This window comes from Streptomyces enissocaesilis (assembly GCF_039533765.1).
GTDB classification, from domain to species: Bacteria; Actinomycetota; Actinomycetes; order Streptomycetales; family Streptomycetaceae; genus Streptomyces; species Streptomyces enissocaesilis.
In genome coordinates, this window is record NZ_BAAAUD010000018.1 from 1 (window position 1) to 18136 (window position 18136).

General features: G+C 71.9%; 15 protein-coding genes, 2 rRNA genes and 1 pseudogene. 15 read left to right on the forward strand and 3 right to left on the reverse strand.

Annotation, left to right across the window (positions count from 1 at the left end; genetic code table 11):
• The 4 genes and pseudogenes from ABD374_RS08450 to ABD374_RS08465 all read left to right on the forward strand — a co-directional run.
• Nucleotides 1-82, forward strand: a 23S ribosomal RNA gene (locus ABD374_RS08450); the annotation flags it as partial.
• A gap of 111 nt (nucleotides 83-193) precedes the next feature.
• Nucleotides 194-310 (forward strand): 5S ribosomal RNA (gene rrf, locus ABD374_RS08455).
• Nucleotides 311-433: 123 nt separating this feature from the next.
• Nucleotides 434-2011: pseudogene (locus tag ABD374_RS34550) on the forward strand (hypothetical protein); the annotation flags it as partial.
• Nucleotides 2012-2332: 321 nt separating this feature from the next.
• Complete coding sequence (locus ABD374_RS08465) at nucleotides 2333-3013, forward strand: tetratricopeptide repeat protein (RefSeq protein ID WP_344493417.1); 681 nt, start codon at nucleotides 2333-2335, stop codon at nucleotides 3011-3013.
• A 66-nt stretch (nucleotides 3014-3079) separates the two neighbouring features.
• Here the strand turns inward: ABD374_RS08465 and ABD374_RS08470 are convergent, their stop codons facing one another.
• A complete protein-coding gene (locus ABD374_RS08470; protein WP_344493071.1) occupies nucleotides 3080-4363 on the reverse strand; it encodes a DUF1015 family protein in 1284 nt (427 codons plus the stop codon).
• Nucleotides 4364-4435: 72 nt separating this feature from the next.
• Between ABD374_RS08470 and ABD374_RS08475 the strand changes: the two genes are divergently transcribed.
• From ABD374_RS08475 to ABD374_RS08490, 4 genes are all read left to right on the forward strand, one after another.
• On the forward strand, nucleotides 4436-5482 hold the full coding sequence (locus ABD374_RS08475; protein WP_344493073.1) for an HAD hydrolase-like protein: 1047 nt from the start codon (nucleotides 4436-4438) through the stop codon (nucleotides 5480-5482).
• A gap of 127 nt (nucleotides 5483-5609) precedes the next feature.
• Nucleotides 5610-6662, forward strand: coding sequence for a FecCD family ABC transporter permease (locus ABD374_RS08480; protein ID WP_425577172.1), 1053 nt, complete (start codon nucleotides 5610-5612; stop codon nucleotides 6660-6662).
• Nucleotides 6659-7726: a FecCD family ABC transporter permease gene (locus tag ABD374_RS08485; protein WP_344493077.1), complete on the forward strand. Its 1068-nt coding sequence runs from the start codon at nucleotides 6659-6661 to the stop codon at nucleotides 7724-7726. The genes ABD374_RS08480 and ABD374_RS08485 overlap by 4 nt, the downstream gene beginning before the upstream one ends.
• 92 nt (nucleotides 7727-7818) lie before the next feature.
• A complete protein-coding gene (locus ABD374_RS08490) occupies nucleotides 7819-8658 on the forward strand; it encodes an ABC transporter ATP-binding protein (RefSeq protein ID WP_344493419.1) in 840 nt (279 codons plus the stop codon).
• Here the strand turns inward: ABD374_RS08490 and ABD374_RS08495 are convergent.
• Nucleotides 8642-8992 (reverse strand): SCP2 sterol-binding domain-containing protein, encoded by a 351-nt coding sequence (locus ABD374_RS08495; RefSeq protein WP_344493078.1) that lies wholly within the window; start codon nucleotides 8990-8992, stop codon nucleotides 8642-8644. The two genes, ABD374_RS08490 and ABD374_RS08495, sit on opposite strands and share 17 nt — an antisense overlap.
• A gap of 42 nt (nucleotides 8993-9034) precedes the next feature.
• On the opposite strand from ABD374_RS08495, the gene ABD374_RS08500 reads away from it, so the two are divergent.
• The 6 genes from ABD374_RS08500 to ABD374_RS08525 all read left to right on the forward strand — a co-directional run bounded on the left by ABD374_RS08500 (nucleotide 9035) and on the right by ABD374_RS08525 (nucleotide 14701).
• Nucleotides 9035-9301: a hypothetical protein gene (locus ABD374_RS08500; protein WP_344493080.1), complete on the forward strand. Its 267-nt coding sequence runs from the start codon at nucleotides 9035-9037 to the stop codon at nucleotides 9299-9301.
• A 7-nt stretch (nucleotides 9302-9308) separates the two neighbouring features.
• The gene (locus ABD374_RS08505; protein WP_344493082.1) at nucleotides 9309-10124 is read left to right on the forward strand and encodes a TlyA family RNA methyltransferase; all 816 of its coding nucleotides are present in this window, start codon (nucleotides 9309-9311) and stop codon (nucleotides 10122-10124) included.
• Entirely contained in the window at nucleotides 10121-11071 is a 951-nt protein-coding gene (locus ABD374_RS08510; RefSeq protein ID WP_344493084.1) for an NAD kinase, read from the forward strand. The genes ABD374_RS08505 and ABD374_RS08510 overlap by 4 nt, the downstream gene beginning before the upstream one ends.
• A 124-nt stretch (nucleotides 11072-11195) precedes the next feature.
• Nucleotides 11196-11336: a hypothetical protein gene (locus ABD374_RS08515; protein WP_344493086.1), complete on the forward strand. Its 141-nt coding sequence runs from the start codon at nucleotides 11196-11198 to the stop codon at nucleotides 11334-11336.
• A gap of 173 nt (nucleotides 11337-11509) precedes the next feature.
• Nucleotides 11510-13228: a DNA repair protein RecN gene (gene recN, locus ABD374_RS08520; RefSeq protein WP_344493421.1), complete on the forward strand. Its 1719-nt coding sequence runs from the start codon at nucleotides 11510-11512 to the stop codon at nucleotides 13226-13228.
• Between the two features lie 342 nt (nucleotides 13229-13570).
• Nucleotides 13571-14701 (forward strand): glycosyltransferase family 4 protein, encoded by a 1131-nt coding sequence (locus tag ABD374_RS08525; RefSeq protein WP_344493088.1) that lies wholly within the window; start codon nucleotides 13571-13573, stop codon nucleotides 14699-14701.
• A 30-nt stretch (nucleotides 14702-14731) separates the two neighbouring features.
• Here ABD374_RS08525 and ABD374_RS08530 read toward each other — a convergent pair whose 3' ends face one another.
• Nucleotides 14732-16360, reverse strand: a complete 1629-nt coding sequence (locus ABD374_RS08530) for a PucR family transcriptional regulator (protein WP_344493090.1) — start codon at nucleotides 16358-16360, stop codon at nucleotides 14732-14734.
• 254 nt (nucleotides 16361-16614) lie between these two features.
• Here ABD374_RS08530 and ABD374_RS08535 point away from each other — a divergent pair, with 254 nt between their 5' ends.
• The gene (locus ABD374_RS08535; RefSeq protein ID WP_344493092.1) at nucleotides 16615-18126 is read left to right on the forward strand and encodes an APC family permease; all 1512 of its coding nucleotides are present in this window, start codon (nucleotides 16615-16617) and stop codon (nucleotides 18124-18126) included.
• The last annotated feature ends 10 nt before the right edge of the window (nucleotides 18127-18136 follow it).

The following is an 18136-nucleotide window of genomic DNA, read 5'->3' on the forward strand; positions in this document are numbered from 1 at the left end:
GACGACTGGGTTGATAGGCCAGATGTGGAAGCCCGGCAACGGGTGGAGCTGACTGGTACTAATAGGCCGAGGGCTTGTCCTCAGTTGCTCGCGTCCACTGTGTTGTTCCCGGGTTGCGAACAGTTTTCGCACCGGTTGAACAGATCCACTTACTTAATTGAAGAGTGTGCTTGTTCGCTAAGCCCGATAGGGTTTCGGTGGTCATAGCGTTAGGGAAACGCCCGGTTACATTCCGAACCCGGAAGCTAAGCCTTTCAGCGCCGATGGTACTGCAGGGGGGACCCTGTGGGAGAGTAGGACACCGCCGAACAATCTTTCAGGACCCTTGGTCCAGCGTTCATGCTGGACCAAGGGTCCTTTTTGTTTTTCCGAAGCGCGTCGGACGACCGACTGCGCGAGAATGACTGCGTTACCCCAAGACAGGAGCCAACCGATGTCCACCAACTCTTCCGACGATCGTCCGGAGCGCGAGCCGCGCCGGCGAGACGGCGATGACAGGGGCGGATACCGTGGCGGTCGTGACGACCGTGCGCCGCGCCGGGACAACGATCGCGGTGGGTTCCGTCGTGATGACCGCCCCACCGGCGGAGCTGCGCAAGGGGGTCGTGACGACCGAGGTGGGCGTCCGAGCGGTGGTGGCGGTGGCTTCCAGCGTCGTGATGACCGGCCGAACAGCGGCCCTCGCCGTGACGACAGCCGAGGTGGGCGTCCGGCCGGTGGCGGTGGCGGGTACCAGCGTCGTGATGACGACCGTGGTGGGTTCCGTGGTGATCGCGACGACCGTGCGCCGCGTCGGGACGATGACCGCCCCAGTGGTGGCGGTTTCCAGCGTCGTGATGACCGGTCGAGCAGTGGGCCGCGTCGTGACGATGAGCGTGGCGGCGGTTACCGCGGCGGTCGCGACGACCGTGGGCCGCGTCGTGACGATGAGCGTGGCGGCGGTTACCGCGGCGGTCGCGACGACCGTGGGCCGCGTCGTGACGACCGTCCGGCCGGTGGTGGCTTCCAGCGTCGTGACGACCGTCCGGCCGGTGGTGGCTTCCAGCGTCGTGACGACCGTCCGGCCGGTGGTGGTTTCCAGCGTCGTGACGACCGTCCGGCCGGTGGTGGGTATCAGCGTCGTGACGATCGGTCGAGCAGTGGGCCGCGTCGTGATGACCGCCCCAGTGGTGGTGGTTTCCAGCGTCGTGATGACCGTCCGGCTGGTGGTGGGTATCAGCGTCGTGATGACCGCCCCAGTGGTGGTGGTTTCCAGCGTCGTGATGACCGTCCGGCTGGTGGTGGTTTCCAGCGTCGTGACGATCGGTCGAGCAGTGGGCCGCGTCGTGATGACCGCCCCAGTGGTGGTGGTTTCCAGCGTCGTGATGACCGTCCGGCTGGTGGTGGTTTCCAGCGTCGTGACGATCGGTCGAGCAGTGGGCCGCGTCGTGATGACCGCCCCAGTGGTGGTGGTTTCCAGCGTCGTGATGACCGTCCGGCTGGTGGTGGTTTCCAGCGTCGTGACGATCGGTCGAGCAGTGGGCCGCGTCGTGATGACCGCCCCAGTGGTGGTGGTTTCCAGCGTCGTGATGACCGTCCGGCTGGTGGTGGTTTCCAGCGTCGTGACGATCGGTCGAGCAGTGGGCCGCGTCGTGATGACCGCCCCAGTGGTGGTGGTTTCCAGCGTCGTGATGACCGTCCGGCTGGTGGTGGGTATCAGCGTCGTGATGACCGCCCCAGTGGTGGTGGTTTCCAGCGTCGTGATGACCGTCCGGCTGGTGGTGGTTTCCAGCGTCGTGACGATCGGTCGAGCAGTGGGCCGCGTCGTGATGACCGCCCCGCCGGTGGTGGTTTCCAGCGTCGTGATGACCGCCCCAGTGGTGGTGGTTTCCAGCGTCGTGACGACCGTCCGGCCGGTGGTGGGTATCAGCGTCGTGATGACCGCCCCAGTGGTGGTGGTTTCCAGCGTCGTGACGACCGTCCGGCCGGTGGTGGTTTCCAGCGTCGTGATGACCGGCCGAGCAGTGGGCCGCGTCGTGACGATGAGCGTGGCGGCGGTTACCGCGGCGGTCGTGACGACAGTCGTGGTGGTCGCCCCGGCGGTGGTGGTTTCCAGCGGCGTGATGACGACCGTGGTGGGTTCCGTGGTGGTCGTGACGACCGTGCGCCCCGTCGTGACGACCGCGGTGACCGTGACGCGTACCGCGGGCAGCGTGACGACCGGGAGCGTGAGCCCATCAAGCGGCTTCCCATTCCCGAGGACGTCACGGGTCACGAGATCGACAAGGACGTTCGTCAGGAGCTCCAGAGCCTGCCGAAGACTCTTGCCGAGGACGTCGCCAAGAACCTCGTCATGGTCGCGAACCTCATCGACGACGATCCCGAGCAGGCGTACGCCTACTCGCGCATCGCGCTGAGGCTCGCCTCGCGGGTGGCCGCAGTGCGGGAGGCCGCCGGCTTCGCGGCGTATGCGACTCAGCGGTACACGGAGGCGCTCGCGGAGTTCCGCGCGGCCCGCCGTATGACCGGGAGCGTGGAGCTGTGGCCCGTCATGGCCGACTGCGAGCGCGGTCTCGGACGGCCGGAGCGGGCGATGGCGATGGCCGGTGAACCCGAGGTGCAGAAGCTCGACAAGGCTGGCCAGGTCGAGATGCGTCTGGTCGCGGCCGGGGCGCGCCGGGACATGGGGCAGATCGATGCCGCCATCGTGACTCTTCAGGGGCCCGAGCTGGCGTCGAACTCGGTGCAGCCGTGGACCGCGCGACTGCGGTACGCGTACGCCGACGCGCTGCTGACGGCCGGGCGCGAGGCCGAGGCCCGCGAGTGGTTCGCCAAGGCGATCGAGGCCGACAAGGACGGTTTGACGGACGCTTCCGACCGGCTCGCCCAGCTCGACGGTGTCGACTTCGTCGACGCTCTCGACGAGGAGAGCGGCGAGGAAAGCGGTGAGCCTGTGGCCGGGCCTGCTGTGGAGGACCAGGAGCAGGGCCGGGACGAGGGCGGCGTGGAGCCTGTCGAGGGCGACAAGGACTGAGCCCGTGTGAGTGAGGGCGGCACCCCGGTGGGGTGCCGCCCTTTCGCGTTTCGGGGGTGGCTCGGCTCAGTTCAGGTCGAGGCTGCGCAGGACCAGGCCCGTCGCCGGCTTCGGACCGAACGACGTGGACTTGCGGGGCATCGTGACGCCCTGGCGGGCCAGGTCCCGGACGACTTCTTCGCGTACCGGATGCATCAGGACGGCCGTGCCGCCGTGGCGCTCCGCCTGGGTGACGGCGGCCTCGGCGCCGTGGATGTACGCGATGTCCTCGGGGGCGTCGGGGATCGACCAGACGTGGTCCAGGAGCGTGGCGTGCAGGACGGTCGCGTCCAGGGTCCGCCAGGCTTCGGGTCGGCCGGCCGGGACCGTACGGGACAGCAGGGCCTCGTCGGGGCGGTCGACGAGACGGAAGGTGCCGTCTCCGGCCAGGAGGAACGCGTTGCCGGTGGTGGCCGCTTCGGCGAGGGCGTCCAGGGCGTGGGGGAGCGGGCCCGGGACTTCGCGGACGCGGAAGGTGTCCGCGACGGCGGCGAGGGCGTCGGCGACGGGGAGGCGGAGCAGCAGGCGGTGGATGGCCCGGACCTGGAGCGGGTAGCGGGCCGTGTCGACGAGGAGGACGAGCCCGGAGTCCCAGGGGCCGCGGTCCGGGTGTTCCGCCTTGAGGCGGAGGTACGTGGCCCAGCGGTGGTGGCCGTCCGCGATGAGCGCCTGGCGGTGGGACAGGTCCGCCGTGGCTTCGGCCAGTTCGGCCGGGTCCGTGACGGACCACAGGCGGTGGCTGAAACCGTCCTCGGTGGTGGTGGCCAGGAGAGGGGAGCGGAGGACGGCGCGTTCGATGACGGCGGTCGCACCGGTGGCGTCGCCGCGGCTGCGGTAGGTCAGCAGGAGCGGTTCGAGGTTGGCCGCGGTGGCGCGCATCAGGGCCGCGCGGTCGGCGACGACGTGCGGCATGACGTCCTCGTGGGGGAGGACGATGCCCTCGGCGGGCTGGGTGAGGGCGAGGGCGCCGATGAGGCCGCGCTGGAGGAGATCGCCGCTGCGCTGCTCGTACACGTACAGGGCGGGCTCGGGGTCCGGGGCGAGCACGCCCTCCGACAGCCAGTGGTGGAGGGTGTCGGCGGCCTGCCGGTTGCGGGTCGCGGGGGTGGCGGCCTGCGGGAGGATCAGACGGACGATGTTGTACGGGTCGGCCGATTCCAGGTGGTGGAGGCCGTCGGGGCGTACGACGACGTCGTACGGCGGGGACGTCACGGCGGCCAGGCTGCTCACGCGCTCGGGGACGTAGCGCAGTCCACGGAACGGGGCCAGGCGCAGGCCGTGGTCCTCCTCGGGCCGACCAGGTGTACTCATTGGTGCATCGTAAGTGGGGTCCTGCGATGAGCGATGATCGGGGGACAAGCAGCTATCTAGGAGCGAGATCCGATGAGTCAGCAGACCAGGACCCGGCCCGACGCGAGCACGCGTGCGCTGAGGGAGGCGTACGACACGGCTCTGCTGGACCTGGACGGTGTCGTCTACGCGGGCGGTGAGGCTATCGCGCACGCGGTGGACGCGCTCGGGGCGGCGCGGCAGGGCGGGATGCATCTCGCCTACGTGACCAACAACGCGCTGCGGACGCCCGATGCGGTCGCCGGGCACCTCACGGAGCTCGGGGTGCCGGCGGAGGCCGGAGACGTCATCACGTCGGCGCAGGCCGTGGCCCGGCTGATCGCCGATCAGATTCCGCAGGGGGCACGGGTCCTGGTGGTGGGCGGGGACGGGCTGCGGGTCGCGCTGCGTGAGCGCGGGCTGGTGCCGGTGGAGTCGACCGACGACCGCCCGGTGGCCGTGGCGCAGGGGTACGGCGGGCCCGACATGCCGTGGGCGAGGCTCGCGGAGGCCTCGTACGCCGTCGCGCGCGGGCTGCCGTGGTTCGCGTCCAACACGGATCTGACGATTCCCAGCCCGCGGGGGATCGCGCCGGGCAACGGCGCGGCGGTGGAGGTCGTACGGATCGCCACGGGCGCCGAGCCGCAGGTGGCGGGCAAGCCGCTGCCGCCGATGCACCGGGAAACGATTCTGCGGACCGGCGCCGAGCGGCCGCTGGTGGTCGGGGACCGGCTGGACACGGACATCGAGGGTGCGAACGCGGGCGGTGTGGACTCGCTGCTCGTACTGACCGGGGTGACGGACGCCGCGCAGCTGCTGGCGGCCGCGCCGAAGTACCGGCCGACGTATGTGGACGCGGATCTGCGGGGGTTGCTCACCGGGCAGCCGGAAGTGAGGGAAGCGACGGAAGGGTCCGGGGCCGGCGGCGGGTTCGCGTGCGGAGGGTGGACCGCTTCCGTGCGGGGCGAGGCGCTGGTGATCGACGGGGAGGGCGCTGCGCTGGACGGGCTGCGGGCGTTGTGCGCGGCGGCCTGGACGCATGCCGGGGACGGGGAGTGCGGGCTGGACGCGGACAAGGCGCTGGCCCGGGTGGGTCTTTGACGTACGCCCTGTGACGTACGCCCTGTGACGGCTGCGGCTGTGGTCGCGGCCTTGCGGGCGGGCGTCCGGGGACGTGAACAGCAGGGCTGTTTGCCGCAATGACAGGGTAGGCTAACCTAACTCCGTGTTGGTCGACAGTCCTCCCAGACAGAGCGCGATACAGGCCCCGCAGGCCCCCGCGCCCCGGAAACGCAACGCCGTACGTGCTGTGGGGTTGTTCCTCTCCCTCGGCGTGCTGCTGCTGGTCGTCGTCGCGAGTATCGCGATCGGCGCCAAGCCGCTTGCCCTGGGCGATGTGTGGCACGGCCTGTTCCACGCCTCGGGCACCGGCGACGACGTGATCGTCCAGGACGTGCGGGTGCCCCGCACCCTGCTGGGCGTGCTCGTCGGTGCGGCGCTCGGACTCTCCGGAGCGGTCATGCAGGGGCTCACCCGCAACCCGCTCGCGGAACCGGGGATCCTGGGCGTGAACGCGGGGGCCGCGGCCGCCGTCGTCTCCGCGATCAGCTTCCTGGGCGTCACCTCGCTGACCGGATATGTATGGTTCTCCTTCGTCGGTGCGGGAGTCGTCTCCGTGCTGGTGTACTTCCTCGGCGGCAGCCGCGGCGCGACGCCGATACGGCTCGCGCTCGCCGGCACCGCCGCGACCGCCGCGCTCTACGGCTACGTCAACGCCGTACAGCTGATGGACTCGGCGGCGCTGGAGCAGATCCGTTTCTGGACCGTCGGCTCGCTGGCCTCCGCCGACATGGAGATCATCGGCAAGGTGTGGCCGTTCATCGCCGTCGGTGTCGTGCTCGCGCTGTTCATCGCGCGGCCGCTCAACGCGATGGAGATGGGTGAGGACACGGCGCGTGCCCTGGGCGCGCATCTGACCCGTACCCGTGTGCTCGCGATGGTCGCCGTGACGCTGCTGTGCGGCGCCGCGACCGCCGCCTGCGGGCCCATCGTCTTCATCGGGCTGATGGTGCCGCACCTCGTCCGGACCCTCACGGGTCCCGACATGCGCTGGATCCTGCCGTACGCCACGGTGCTCTCACCGGTGCTGCTGCTGGGCTCCGACGTCATCGGACGGGTCGTCGCCCGCCCCTCCGAGCTGCAGGTCGGCATCGTGACCGCGCTGGTCGGCGGGCCCGTGTTCATCTATCTCGTACGCCGCCGGAAGATGGCCCAACTGTGACTGTCACCTCTCCCGCTCCCCGTTCCGCCCGGGGGGTCCGCGCGGTACGCACCCGCGGCGGGCTCTCCTTCCGGATCGAGCCGAGGGCGCTCCTGGTCGTGCTGCTGCTCAGCGCCGCGGCACTGGCCATGGGGGTCGTGCTCATCGGCAGCGGTGACTTCCCGATGTCCCCGGGCGACGTCGTCCGTACGCTCCTCGGAAACGGCACCTCGTCGCAGGAATTCATCGTCACCGAGCTGCGCCTGCCGAGGGTCGTCGTCGCGCTGCTCGTCGGTGCGGCGCTCGGGATGTCCGGGGCGGTCTTCCAGTCCATCTCCCGCAATCCGCTCGGCAGTCCCGACATGATCGGCTTCGGTCAGGGTGCGACGGCCGGCGCGCTGGTCGTGATCGTGCTGTTCAAGGGCAACGCCCTCGCGGTGACGGGAGGCGCGCTCGTCGGCTGTCTGCTGACGGGAGCCGCCGTCTACTTCCTCGCGTGGAAGAGGGGCGTGCACGGCTTCCGTCTGGTGCTCGTCGGAATCGGCGCCGCCGCCATGCTCACGGCGCTCAACCACTACCTGATCACCAAGGCCAGCATCGTCGACGCGACCCGGGCCACGGTGTGGATGACGGGCTCGCTCGACGGACGGGGCTGGGAGCAGGCGTGGCCGCTGCTCGGCGTGTGCGCCGTGCTCATTCCGCTGGTGCTGGGGCACGGGCGGTCGCTGCGGATGATGGAGATGGGCGACGACGCGGCGTACGCCCTCGGAGTCGGCGTCGAACGCGGCCGACTGGTGCTGATGCTGTCCGCCGTGCTGCTCATCGCGGTGGCCACGGCCGCCGCCGGCCCCATCGCCTTCGTGGCGCTGAGCGCGCCGCAGCTCGCCCGCAGGCTGACGCGCTCGCCGGGGGCCAACCTCGGGGCCTCGGCCTGCATGGGAGCCGTCCTGCTGGTGGTCGCCGACTGGATCGCGCAGCAGGCCTTCGGCGGCAAGCAGCTGCCGGTGGGTGTGGTGACCGGGGTGCTCGGCGGCTGCTATCTGCTGTGGCTGCTGGTCACCGAACGCAAGGCGGGACGGATATGAGCCGTCGCCGTACGGACCCGGACCCGGACTCGCATCCGTGTCCGGACTCGCGTCCGACGATCTCGCACGTGAACGAGAAGAACCCCAGGAGCATGCCAGTGCAGCGTCAGCGCCTCAGTGCGGAATCGGTGACCCTCGCCTACGACCAGCGGGTCATCGCCGAAGACCTGTCCGTCGAGATACCCGACAACTCCTTCACGGTCATCGTCGGGCCGAACGCCTGCGGCAAGTCGACGCTGCTGCGCGCCCTCTCACGGATGCTCAAGCCCGCGCAGGGGCGCGTGCTGCTGGACGGGAACGCCATCGGCTCCATGCCCGCGAAGAAGGTGGCCAAGACCCTCGGGCTGCTGCCGCAGTCCTCCATCGCGCCGGACGGGATCACGGTCGCGGACCTGGTGGCGCGCGGCCGCTACCCGCACCAGGGACTGCTGCGGCAGTGGTCGCCCGAGGACGAGCGGATCGTCGAGGAGTCGATGGCCTCGACGGGCGTCGGCGAACTGGCGGACCGGTACGTCGACGAGCTGTCCGGTGGGCAGCGCCAGCGCGTCTGGATCGCGATGGCCCTCGCCCAGCAGACGCCGCTGCTGCTGCTCGACGAACCGACGACCTTCCTCGACATCCAGCACCAGATCGACGTGCTCGACCTGTGCGCGGAGCTGCACGAGACACAGGGGCGCACCCTCGTCGCCGTACTGCACGACCTGAACCACGCCGCGCGCTACGCCACGCACCTGATCGCCATGCGGGGCGGCGAGATCATCGCGCAGGGGCCGCCGGCCGAGGTGGTCACGGCGGAGCTCGTGGAGCGGGTCTTCGGGCTGCGCTGCCAGGTCATCGACGATCCGGAGACCGGGACGCCGCTGGTGGTGCCCGCGGCGCGGAAGGCGCGCGACGGCCGGGTGGCGGCCGCGGCGGCTACAGCAGCTTCCTGAGACGGATCAGGTCGCGGAAACCGGCCTCCAGCCTCACCCGGCCCGAGGCCCAGGCCTTCGCGAAGTTCAGCTCGCCGCCGACCATGGCGACCAGGTCGTCGCCCGTCATGGCCAGGCGGATCTCGGCGCGCTCGCGCGGGGGACCGTCGTAGGTGTCCCGTACGTCGATACGGCCGTCCGCGAGACGGCCGGTGAACGTGGTGTCCAGATCCGTGACGTGACAGCTCAGGGAACGGTCGAGCGAGGCGGCGCCGCGTACGCCGTCGTCGTCTGCCTGAGCCAGATTGTCCGAGAGTTCACCGAGTGCGCTGCGGCACTCTTCCGTCGTTGCCATCGGGACCGACGGTACCCCAGCGCTTCGGGGTAGCGTCGGGGCATGAACGACGAGGACGAGACGGCGGCCGTCGCCGCCGCGGTGCACGAACCGGCCGCACCGGCGCCGCTCGGGGCCGGGCGCACCCCCACCGGGCACACCGCTGTCGACACGCTGCTGGAGCGGCTGGGCGCTGCGGACGACCTCCCGGCGGACGGGCACATCGCGGTGTACGAGGATGTACACCAGGGGCTGCGTGAGGCGCTGACCGCGCTGGACGCACGACCGGGACCTCCGGCGCCCCCTTCCTCGTACGACCACAGGAGCTGAACCGAACGTGGCAGGAGTCGCGCGCCGACGCCTCGACGCCGAGCTGGTCCGCCGGAACCTCGCGCGCTCACGGGAGCACGCGAGCCAGCTGATCGCCGCAGGGCGGGTGAAGGTGGGCGGCGCCGTCGCGACCAAGGCCGCCACGCAGGTCGAGACCAGCGTCGCCGTGGTGGTCCTCAAGGACGACAACGACCCCGACTACGTCTCGCGGGGCGGGCACAAGCTGGCCGGCGCGCTGGCGGCGTTCGTACCGCTGGGGTTGGAGGTCGAGGGGCGGCGGGCACTGGACGCCGGGGCTTCGACCGGTGGGTTCACCGATGTGCTGCTGCGGGCCGGGGCCCGGGAGGTCGTCGCCGTCGACGTCGGGTACGGCCAGCTCGCGTGGTCGCTCCAGTCCGATGAACGCGTGATCGTCAAGGACCGTACCAACGTGCGGGAAATGACCCTGGAGACGATCGACGGGGAGGCGGTCGACCTGGTCGTCGGCGACCTGTCCTTCATCCCGCTGGGGCTGGTGCTGCCGGCGCTGGTGCGGTGCGCCGCGCCGGACGCCGATCTCGTGATGATGGTGAAGCCGCAGTTCGAGGTGGGCAAGGACCGGCTGGGCAGCGGCGGCGTCGTACGCAGCGCCGAACTCCGGGCCGAAACGGTGCGGGCGGTGGCCGGGCGGGCGTGGGAGCTCGGGCTGGGCGTACGGGGCGTCACCGCCAGTCCGCTGCCCGGGCCTTCGGGGAACGTCGAGTACTTTCTGTGGCTCCGGGCCGGAGCTCCCGAGCTCGACCCGGCGGATGTTGACCGTGCAGTGGCGGAGGGGCCGAGTTGACAACGACGACAGCGACGACGACAGCGACAGCGACGACCACGGACAGACCTGCTGGAGCACGCACCGTATTCCTGCTCGCGCACACCGGACGCCCGGCGGCGATCCGCAGTGCGGAACTGGTCGTACAGGGGCTGCTGCGCAACGGAATCGGCGTGCGGGTGCTGGTGGCGGAGGCGGTCGACCTGCCGCTGCCGCCCTCCGTCGAGCTGGTGGCGGAAGCCTCGCCCGCCGTACTCGAGGGGTGTGAACTGCTGATCGTCCTCGGCGGGGACGGAACGCTGCTGCGCGGCGCCGAGTTCGCGCGCGCCTCCGGGGTGCCGATGCTCGGTGTCAACCTCGGCCGCGTCGGCTTCCTCGCGGAGGCCGAGCGGGACGACCTGGACAAGGTGGTCGACCGGGTCGTCAGGCGTGCGTACGAGGTCGAGGAACGCATGACCCTCGACGTCACCGTACGCAACAACGGTGACGTCGTGCACGAGGACTGGGCGCTCAACGAGGCCGCCGTGCAGAAGGTTTCGCCCGAGCGGATGCTCGAAGTCGTCCTGGAGATCGACGGCCGGCCGGTGACCGGCTTCGGCTGCGACGGCATTGTCTGCGCCACCCCGACCGGCTCCACGGCGTACGCCTTCTCGGCGGGCGGGCCGGTGGTCTGGCCCGAGGTGGAGGCGCTGCTTATGGTGCCGATCAGCGCGCACGCGCTGTTCGCCAAGCCCCTGGTGACGTCGCCGACTTCGGTGCTCGCGGTGGAGGTGCAGCAGCACACGCCGCACGGCGTGCTGTGGTGCGACGGTCGCAGGACCGTCGAACTGCCCGCCGGGGCGCGGGTGGAGGTCCGGCGGGGCGCCGTCCCCGTGCGGCTGGCGCGGCTGCACCATGCGTCGTTCACCGACCGGCTCGTCGCCAAGTTCGCCCTCCCTGTGTCGGGGTGGCGCGGGGCGCCGCACTGATCCACCGGCCGCTCGGGCTCCTCTGCGCCGTCGCGCCGACCGTGGTGGTCGCGCGTACCGGGGCGGGCTCGTGATGCCGCCGGGCCACGGCCGCGCCCTGGCGGATACGGCCATGGAAACCGACATGCAGATCGAAACGGCCACCGCGCTCGCCGTGCTGGCCGCAGGCGCGGCGAAGAGCGCCGCCACGGCTGTGCCGGCGAAGGCGGCGCGGTGGCCGCGCAGGGCTGATCCTGCCCCTGTCGAACTCATGAGTTCAGGGTGAGGGCAGGAGAGCGTGTCGCGTCCTGGGGCGATCATCCGGGCCGGGGTGGGGGTTTTCCGCGGGAGACGGGGCCGCGGCGCACAGGAGTGCGGGGCGGCGCGGGGGAGTGTCGGCACGGGGTCCGTCGCACAGCGGGGTCAGGACCTCGTAAGGTCGTGTCCGTGTTGGAGGAGATGCGGATACGGTCGCTGGGCGTCATTGACGATGCCGTCGTCGAGCTGTCACCGGGGTTCACCGCGGTGACCGGTGAGACCGGCGCGGGCAAGACCATGGTCGTCACCAGTCTCGGGCTGCTGCTCGGCGGGCGCGCCGACCCTGCCCTCGTGCGGATCGGAGCCAGGGCGGCAGTCGTCGAAGGGCGGATCACCGTGCCCGCCGGCGCGCCCGCCGCCGTACGGGCCCAGGAGGCGGGCGCCGAACTCGACGAGGGGGCACTGCTGGTCAGCAGGACCATCTCGGCCGAGGGACGTTCGCGCGCCCACGTGGGCGGGCGGTCGGTTCCGGTGGGGCTCCTCGCGGAGCTGGCCGACGACCTGGTCGCCGTACACGGGCAGACCGATCAGCAGGGCCTGCTGCGGCCGGCCCGGCAGCGGCAGGCGCTCGACCGGTACGCGGGCGACGCCGTCGCCGTACCCCACGCGAAGTACGCGGCCGCGTACCGGCGGCTGCGGTCCGTCGTGGCGGAGCTGGACGAGCTGACCACCCGGGCGCGTGAGCGTGCGCAGGAGGCCGATCTGCTGCGTTTCGGGCTCGACGAGATCGCGGCGGTCGAGCCGCGGGCGGACGAGGACGTGGAACTCGCCGCGGAGGCCGAGCGGCTCGGGCACGCCGAGGCGCTGGCCTCGGCGGCGTCCGTCGCGCACGCCGCGCTCGTCGGGAACCCCGAGGACCCGGAGAGCGTGGACGCGACCACGCTGGTCGCCGGGGCGCACCGGGCGCTGGACGCCGTACGCGCCCACGACCCGGCGCTCGCCGCGCTGGCCGAACGGATCGGTGAGATCGGCATCCTGCTGGGGGACGTGGCCGGGGAACTGGCCGGGTACGCCGACAACCTCGACGCCGATCCGCTGCGGCTCTCCGCGGTCGAGGAGCGGCGGGCCGCGCTCACCCAGCTCACGCGCAAGTACGGCGAGGACATCACGGCGGTGCTCGCGTGGGCCCAGGACGGCGCCGCACGGCTGACCGAGCTGGAGGGCGACGACGACCGGATCGACGAGCTGACGGCCGAGCGGGACGGGCTGCGGGAAGAACTGGCGGGGCTGGCCCAGGCGTTGACCGACGCGCGTACGGAGGCGGCGAAGAGGTTCGCCGACGCCGTCACCGAGGAACTGGCGTCGCTCGCCATGCCCCACGCGCGGGTCACCATCGACGTACGGCAGACCGAGGACCCCGAGGGGGTCGAGGTCGGCGGGCGGCTGGTGGCGTACGGGCCGTCCGGGGTCGACGAGGTCGAGCTGCTGCTCGCGCCGCACCCCGGCGCCCAGCCCCGGCCGATCGCCAAGGGCGCTTCGGGCGGTGAGCTCTCCCGGGTGATGCTGGCGGTGGAGGTGGTCTTCGCCGGGTCCGATCCGGTGCCGACCTACCTGTTCGACGAGGTCGACGCGGGTGTGGGCGGCAAGGCGGCGGTCGAGGTCGGACGGCGGCTGGCGAAGCTCGCCAAGTCGGCGCAGGTCGTCGTGGTGACGCACCTGCCGCAGGTCGCGGCGTTCGCCGACCGGCAGTTGCTGGTGGAGAAGACCAGTGACGGGTCGGTCACCCGCAGCGGGGTCACGGTGCTGGAGGGCGAGGACCGGGTGCGGGAACTGTCGCGGATGCTGGCCGGGCAGGAGGACTCGCAGACGGCCCGGGCGCACGCGGAGGAACTGCTGGCGGCGGCGCGGAGCGACGGGTAGCGCGGTGGCCGGGGCGGTCGCCCGATCCGCCCACTTCGCCGGCCCCGCTGAGGTACGGCCTCCGGTCCGGGGGGCCGGGGCCGTTGGAGCGGGGTGTCGGCTGCGTGCGCGCGGCGGTGTTCCGGGGAGACTGTTGATCACCCATGTGGGTGATGCCGGTGAAGTGCGACCAGGGGTTCGACCTTTTCGCGGCGCCGGAACGCACGTACGGGCTGGCATTCTTGGCGCAGCGCGTCCGCTGTTCGCGGCGCGCCCGGTGGTCGTACTACGACTCCGTTCGTAGTACACCCCCCGCTCGCAGCACACCCGCCGTTCGTCGCCGACTCAGGAGCTCCGACCGACGTGAGCAGCACCCCGGTCCCGCCGTACGGCCAGTCGCCGCTGAGCGTGGTCCAAGTCCTCGGCGGCGACAGCGCGGGCAGCAGCGCGCACGTCAGGTCGCTGGCCGCGGGGCTCGTCGCGCGTGGCCTGCGGGTGGCGGTCTGCGCCCCCGCGGGGGTCGAGGCCCCGTACGACTTCGGTGGTTCGGGGGCGGTCTTCGTCCCCGTGGCGGGGCGCAGTGATCCCGTGGCCGTGGCGGCGCTGCGGGCGGCCTGCGCCGGGGCGGACCTCGTGCACGCCCATGGGCTGCACGCCGCCGTGCGCAGCGCGCTGGCGCTGAAGGGACGGCGGATTCCTCTCGTGGTCACCTGGCACACCCGGGCGGACGCCGACGGTCCGCGCGGACCTGTGGTGCGGCTGCTGGAGCGCAGGGCCGCCAGGGCGGCCGCGGTCGTGCTGGGCACGTCGTCCGACCTCGTCGCCCGCGCCCGCAGCCGGGGCGCGCGTGACGCGCGGCTCGCGCCGGTCACCGTGCCCGCGCCGCGTCCGCCCGTGGACGTTCCCGAGAGCAAGGCGCGCGCGGAACTCGGCGCCGTGGAAAGGCCGTTGGTCATGGCCGTCGGAAGCCTTGTGCGCAGCCGGGGGTACGAGGCCCTCCTCGACGCCGCCCGGACCTGGCGCGGCCTCGATCCCGCGCCCCTCCTGGTCGTCGCGGGCGAAGGGCGCGAGCGCGGCGCCCTCCAGCGCCGTATCGAGGAAGAATCGCTGCCCGTCAGGCTCATCGGCCGCCGTGACGACATCGCCGAGCTTCTCGCCGCCGCCGATGTCGCGGTGCTCACCAGCCGGTGGGAGGCGCGTTCCGTACTCGCGCAGGAAGCGCTGCGCTGCGGCGTGCCGCTCGTCGCCACAGCGGTCGGCGGGGTGCCGGAGCTGGTCGGCGACGCCGCCGAACTCGTCCCGTACGGGGACAGCGAGGCGCTCGCGGGAGCGGTGGCCCGGCTGCTGGCCGATCCCGCGCGACGGCTGTGGCTGGCCGAGGCGGGCAGGGCGCAGGCCGCGACCTGGCCGACCGAGGACGAGACAGTGGCACAAGTGCTGAGCGTGTACGACGAGTTGACCGGCCAGGGCCGGCCGGGCGGGCTGGCGCCCTAGACCGGCCGACGTCCTGGGCCGGGTCGTGTCCTAGGCCGTGTGGCGGCGGGCGCGCAGGGCGAGGCTCAGGGCCAGGACCGTCTGGGGGTCGTCCAGGTCCGTGCCGAGGAGTTCGGAGATGCGGGCCAGGCGGTTGTAGAGGGTCTGGCGGTTCAGGTGCAGCTCGCGTGCCGTCTCCGCCTTGCGGCCCGCGTGCGCGAGGTACGTCTGCAGCGTGGGCAGCAGGGGCGGGCGGGACGTCCGGTCGTGGTCGCGGAGCGGGCCGATCGCCCGGTCCACGAAGGCCGCCAGGTCCGGATGGTCGCGCAGGCGCCACAGCAGCAGATCGATGTCGAGACGCCGGGCGTCGTACCAGGGGCGGTCGGAGAGCCCCTGGGCCGCCGTGGCCGTCTCCGCCGCGTGCCGCAGGCCCGCGGACGCCGCCGCCCAGCTGCCCGCGACGCCGACGACCACGACCGGGCAGTGGCCGCCCGCGCGCTCCAGGCCGGCCCGCTGCACCCCGGCGCGCAGCGCGGCGGCCACCCGGTCGGCGACCGCCGTACGTTCCGATTCGGAGCGCAGGCCGAGCAGCAGCGGTACGCGGCCTTCCACGGGGCGTACGCCGAGGAGGACCGGCACGCCGACGGCCGAGAGCTCCTCCAGGACGGCCCGCGCCAGCACCGCCCAGTTGCCGGCCGGCGCCAGCTCGGCCGCGAGCCGCATCACCACCGGCAGCAACGGCCCCTCGCCCGGTTTGAAGCCGAGCACCCTGGCCTGCGCGGGCGCGTCCTCGGCCGCGATGCGCCCCTCCGCCAGATCCGTCAGGAAGTCACCGCGCCCGCGCGCGGCGAGCTCCTCCTCCTGGCGTGCCTGCATCAGGACGACCGCGAGGATCCCGGCCGCCCGCTCGGCCGCGATGCGGTGGACGGGCAGGAGGGGCGACGAGACCGCGAGCAGGGCGATCCTGGCCCTCACCGCCCCCGCGCCGTGGCCGCCGCCCGGCACGTCCACCAGCACGCCGTTCGCGGGCGGGCCCGCCTCGCGCGCCTCCCGCTGACCGCGCAGGCCCTCCCACACCTGGAGGGGGTCCGCGCACGCCTCGCCGGTTTCGGGCGCCGCCGCGTACAGCAGCTGCCCGTCCGCGGTCTCCAGGAAGACCGGATTGGCGGTGAAGTCCGCGAGGATGCCGAGGACCTGGGGGATGCCGCCCCCGCCGAGCAGCGCCTCCGTGCAGCGCCGGTGGACCTCCTCGGCGCGCCGCAGAAGGGTGTAGTGGCCGTTGACGATCTCGGTGTGGACCTCTTCGGTCACGGACACGAACGGCACCTCGCGGTGCAGCTGCACGAGCGGCAGCCCGGCCGTCCGCGCGGTCTCCACGATCGTCGAAGGCAGCCGGCTGAAGCGCGGGCCCAGCTCCACCACCAGCGCCGCGATACCGCGGTCCGCGAGGCGGCGTACGAAGGCCCGCTGCTCGGCGGGGCGCGTACCGAGGCCGAGGCCGGTCGTCAGGAGCAGCTCCCCGCCCTTGAGCAGCGAGGCGATGTTCGGCACCTCGCCCGCGTGCACCCAGCGCACCGTGCGGTTCAGCCGGTCGGCGCCGGCGACCACCTCCGGAAGCCCGCCGCGGAGCCCCGGCAGCTCCAGCGCCCGCTGCACGGTGATTCCGCCCTGCGTTTCCACTGAGATGTACCTCGTGACGTTGTTCCTGCCGCGCCCCGGGAAGGCACCGCATTCGGTGGACGCTACCCGCGTGCCCGTTCCAGGAACATCACCCCGCGGTCACGGGACACGTTCCGCGCTCCCGTGCCCCGACAACTCGTCGCTTCCGGGCGGGTTTTGAGTGACCCCGTGTCGATTGTGGCGTGCGTCACGCGAGCGGAGACTGTCGCCCCCGTACCAGCGGGACCGAGAAGGTTCAGGAGAGAGGGCGCGGCATGTCCGACAAACCCGCACGTGAGGTCCAGCGGCTCAAGGCGAACTCCGTCGGACTGGTCGGTGTGGTCTTCATGGCGGTCGCCACCGCCGCCCCGATCACCGCGATGACCGGAAACCTCCCCATCGCCGTGGGCTTCGGCAACGGCACGGGCGCCCCCGCCGGCTACCTCTTCGCGACCCTCGTCCTGACCGTCTTCTCGGTCGGATACGTCGCCATGGCCAAGCGCATCACCGCCGCGGGCGCCTTCTACGGCTACATCTCGCACGGCCTCGGCCGCATCGCCGGCATGGCGTCCGGGATGCTCGCCGTCCTCGCGTACATCGTCTTCGAGGCCTCGATCGTCGGCATCTTCGCCTACTTCGGGCAGACGACCGTCGCCGACCAGCTCGGTGTCGACCTCCCCTGGATCGTGTACGCCGCCGGAATGCTCGCCGTGACCGGCGTCCTCGCGTACTTCGACATCAACATCACCGCCAAGGCCCTCGGCGTCATGCTCGTCGCCGAGATCGCCGTGCTCTTCGCCGTCGCCACCGCCGTCCTGCTCGCCGGCGGCGGCCCGGACGGCATCCCCGTGGAACCCGTCAACCCCGTGAACGCCTTCACCGGCACGTCGGCCGGACTCGGTCTCTTCTTCGCCTTCTGGTCGTGGGTCGGCTTCGAGTCGACCGCGATGTACGGCGAGGAGTCCCGCGACCCGAAGCGCGTCATCCCGCGCGCGACCCTGATCTCGGTGATCGGCGTGGGCCTCTTCTACATCTACGTCTCCTGGATGACGATCGCCGGCAACGGCCTCGACGGCGCGGTCGAGGTCTCGTCGTCCGCATCCCCGCTCGACCTCTTCTTCGGCCCGACGCAGGCATTCATCGGCGCCTGGGCCGTCGACGCCTTCCAGTGGCTGCTGCTCACGGGTTCGTTCGCCTGCGGCATGGCGTTCCACCAGTGCGCCTCGCGCTACCTCTACGCGATCGGCCGCGAGGGCTTCCTGCACCCGGCTCTCGGCCGTACGCACCGCTCGCACGGGTCGCCGTACATCGCCTCGTACGTCCAGTCCGGCATCGCCACGCTCCTGGTCGGGGCCTTCTGGCTGGCCGGCGAGGACCCGTACATCCACCTGTACACCCTGCTGGCGATCCTCGGCACGATGGCGATCCTCATCGTCCAGACGCTCTGCTCGTTCGCGGTGATCGGCTACTTCCGCAAGAACCACCCGGAGGACCGGCACTGGTTCACGACCTTCACCGCCCCGCTGCTCGGCGGCATCGGCATGATCGCCGTCGTCGTACTGCTCGTGATCAACATGGAGACCGCGGCCGGCCTCGCCGCCGACTCCCTCTTCTTCGAGCTGATCCCGTGGACCGTCGGACTCGTCTTCTTCGGCGGCCTCGGACTCGGCTTCCATCTCAAGGCCAGACAGCCCGACCGCTACGAGATCATCGGCCGGATCGTCCTGGAGGACGCGGCCGAGCGCACCGACGACAGCGAAACCAGTCAGCCAGCCGCGACCGTCTGAGGAGCTCCCC

Bases quoted from the DNA above. Each gene is read 5' to 3' on its own strand.
- ABD374_RS08465 (WP_344493417.1), top strand. From the start codon at position 2,333: ATGGTCGCGAACCTCATCGACGACGATCCCGAGCAGGCGTACGCCTAC.
- ABD374_RS08470 (WP_344493071.1), bottom strand. From the start codon at position 4,363: ATGAGTACACCTGGTCGGCCCGAGGAGGACCACGGCCTGCGCCTGGCC.
- ABD374_RS08475 (WP_344493073.1), top strand. From the start codon at position 4,436: ATGAGTCAGCAGACCAGGACCCGGCCCGACGCGAGCACGCGTGCGCTG.
- ABD374_RS08490 (WP_344493419.1), top strand. From the start codon at position 7,819: ATGCCAGTGCAGCGTCAGCGCCTCAGTGCGGAATCGGTGACCCTCGCC.
- ABD374_RS08495 (WP_344493078.1), bottom strand. From the start codon at position 8,992: ATGGCAACGACGGAAGAGTGCCGCAGCGCACTCGGTGAACTCTCGGAC.
- ABD374_RS08500 (WP_344493080.1), top strand. From the start codon at position 9,035: ATGAACGACGAGGACGAGACGGCGGCCGTCGCCGCCGCGGTGCACGAA.
- ABD374_RS08515 (WP_344493086.1), top strand. From the start codon at position 11,196: ATGCAGATCGAAACGGCCACCGCGCTCGCCGTGCTGGCCGCAGGCGCG.
- recN (WP_344493421.1), top strand. From the start codon at position 11,510: ATGCGGATACGGTCGCTGGGCGTCATTGACGATGCCGTCGTCGAGCTG.
- ABD374_RS08535 (WP_344493092.1), top strand. From the start codon at position 16,615: ATGTCCGACAAACCCGCACGTGAGGTCCAGCGGCTCAAGGCGAACTCC.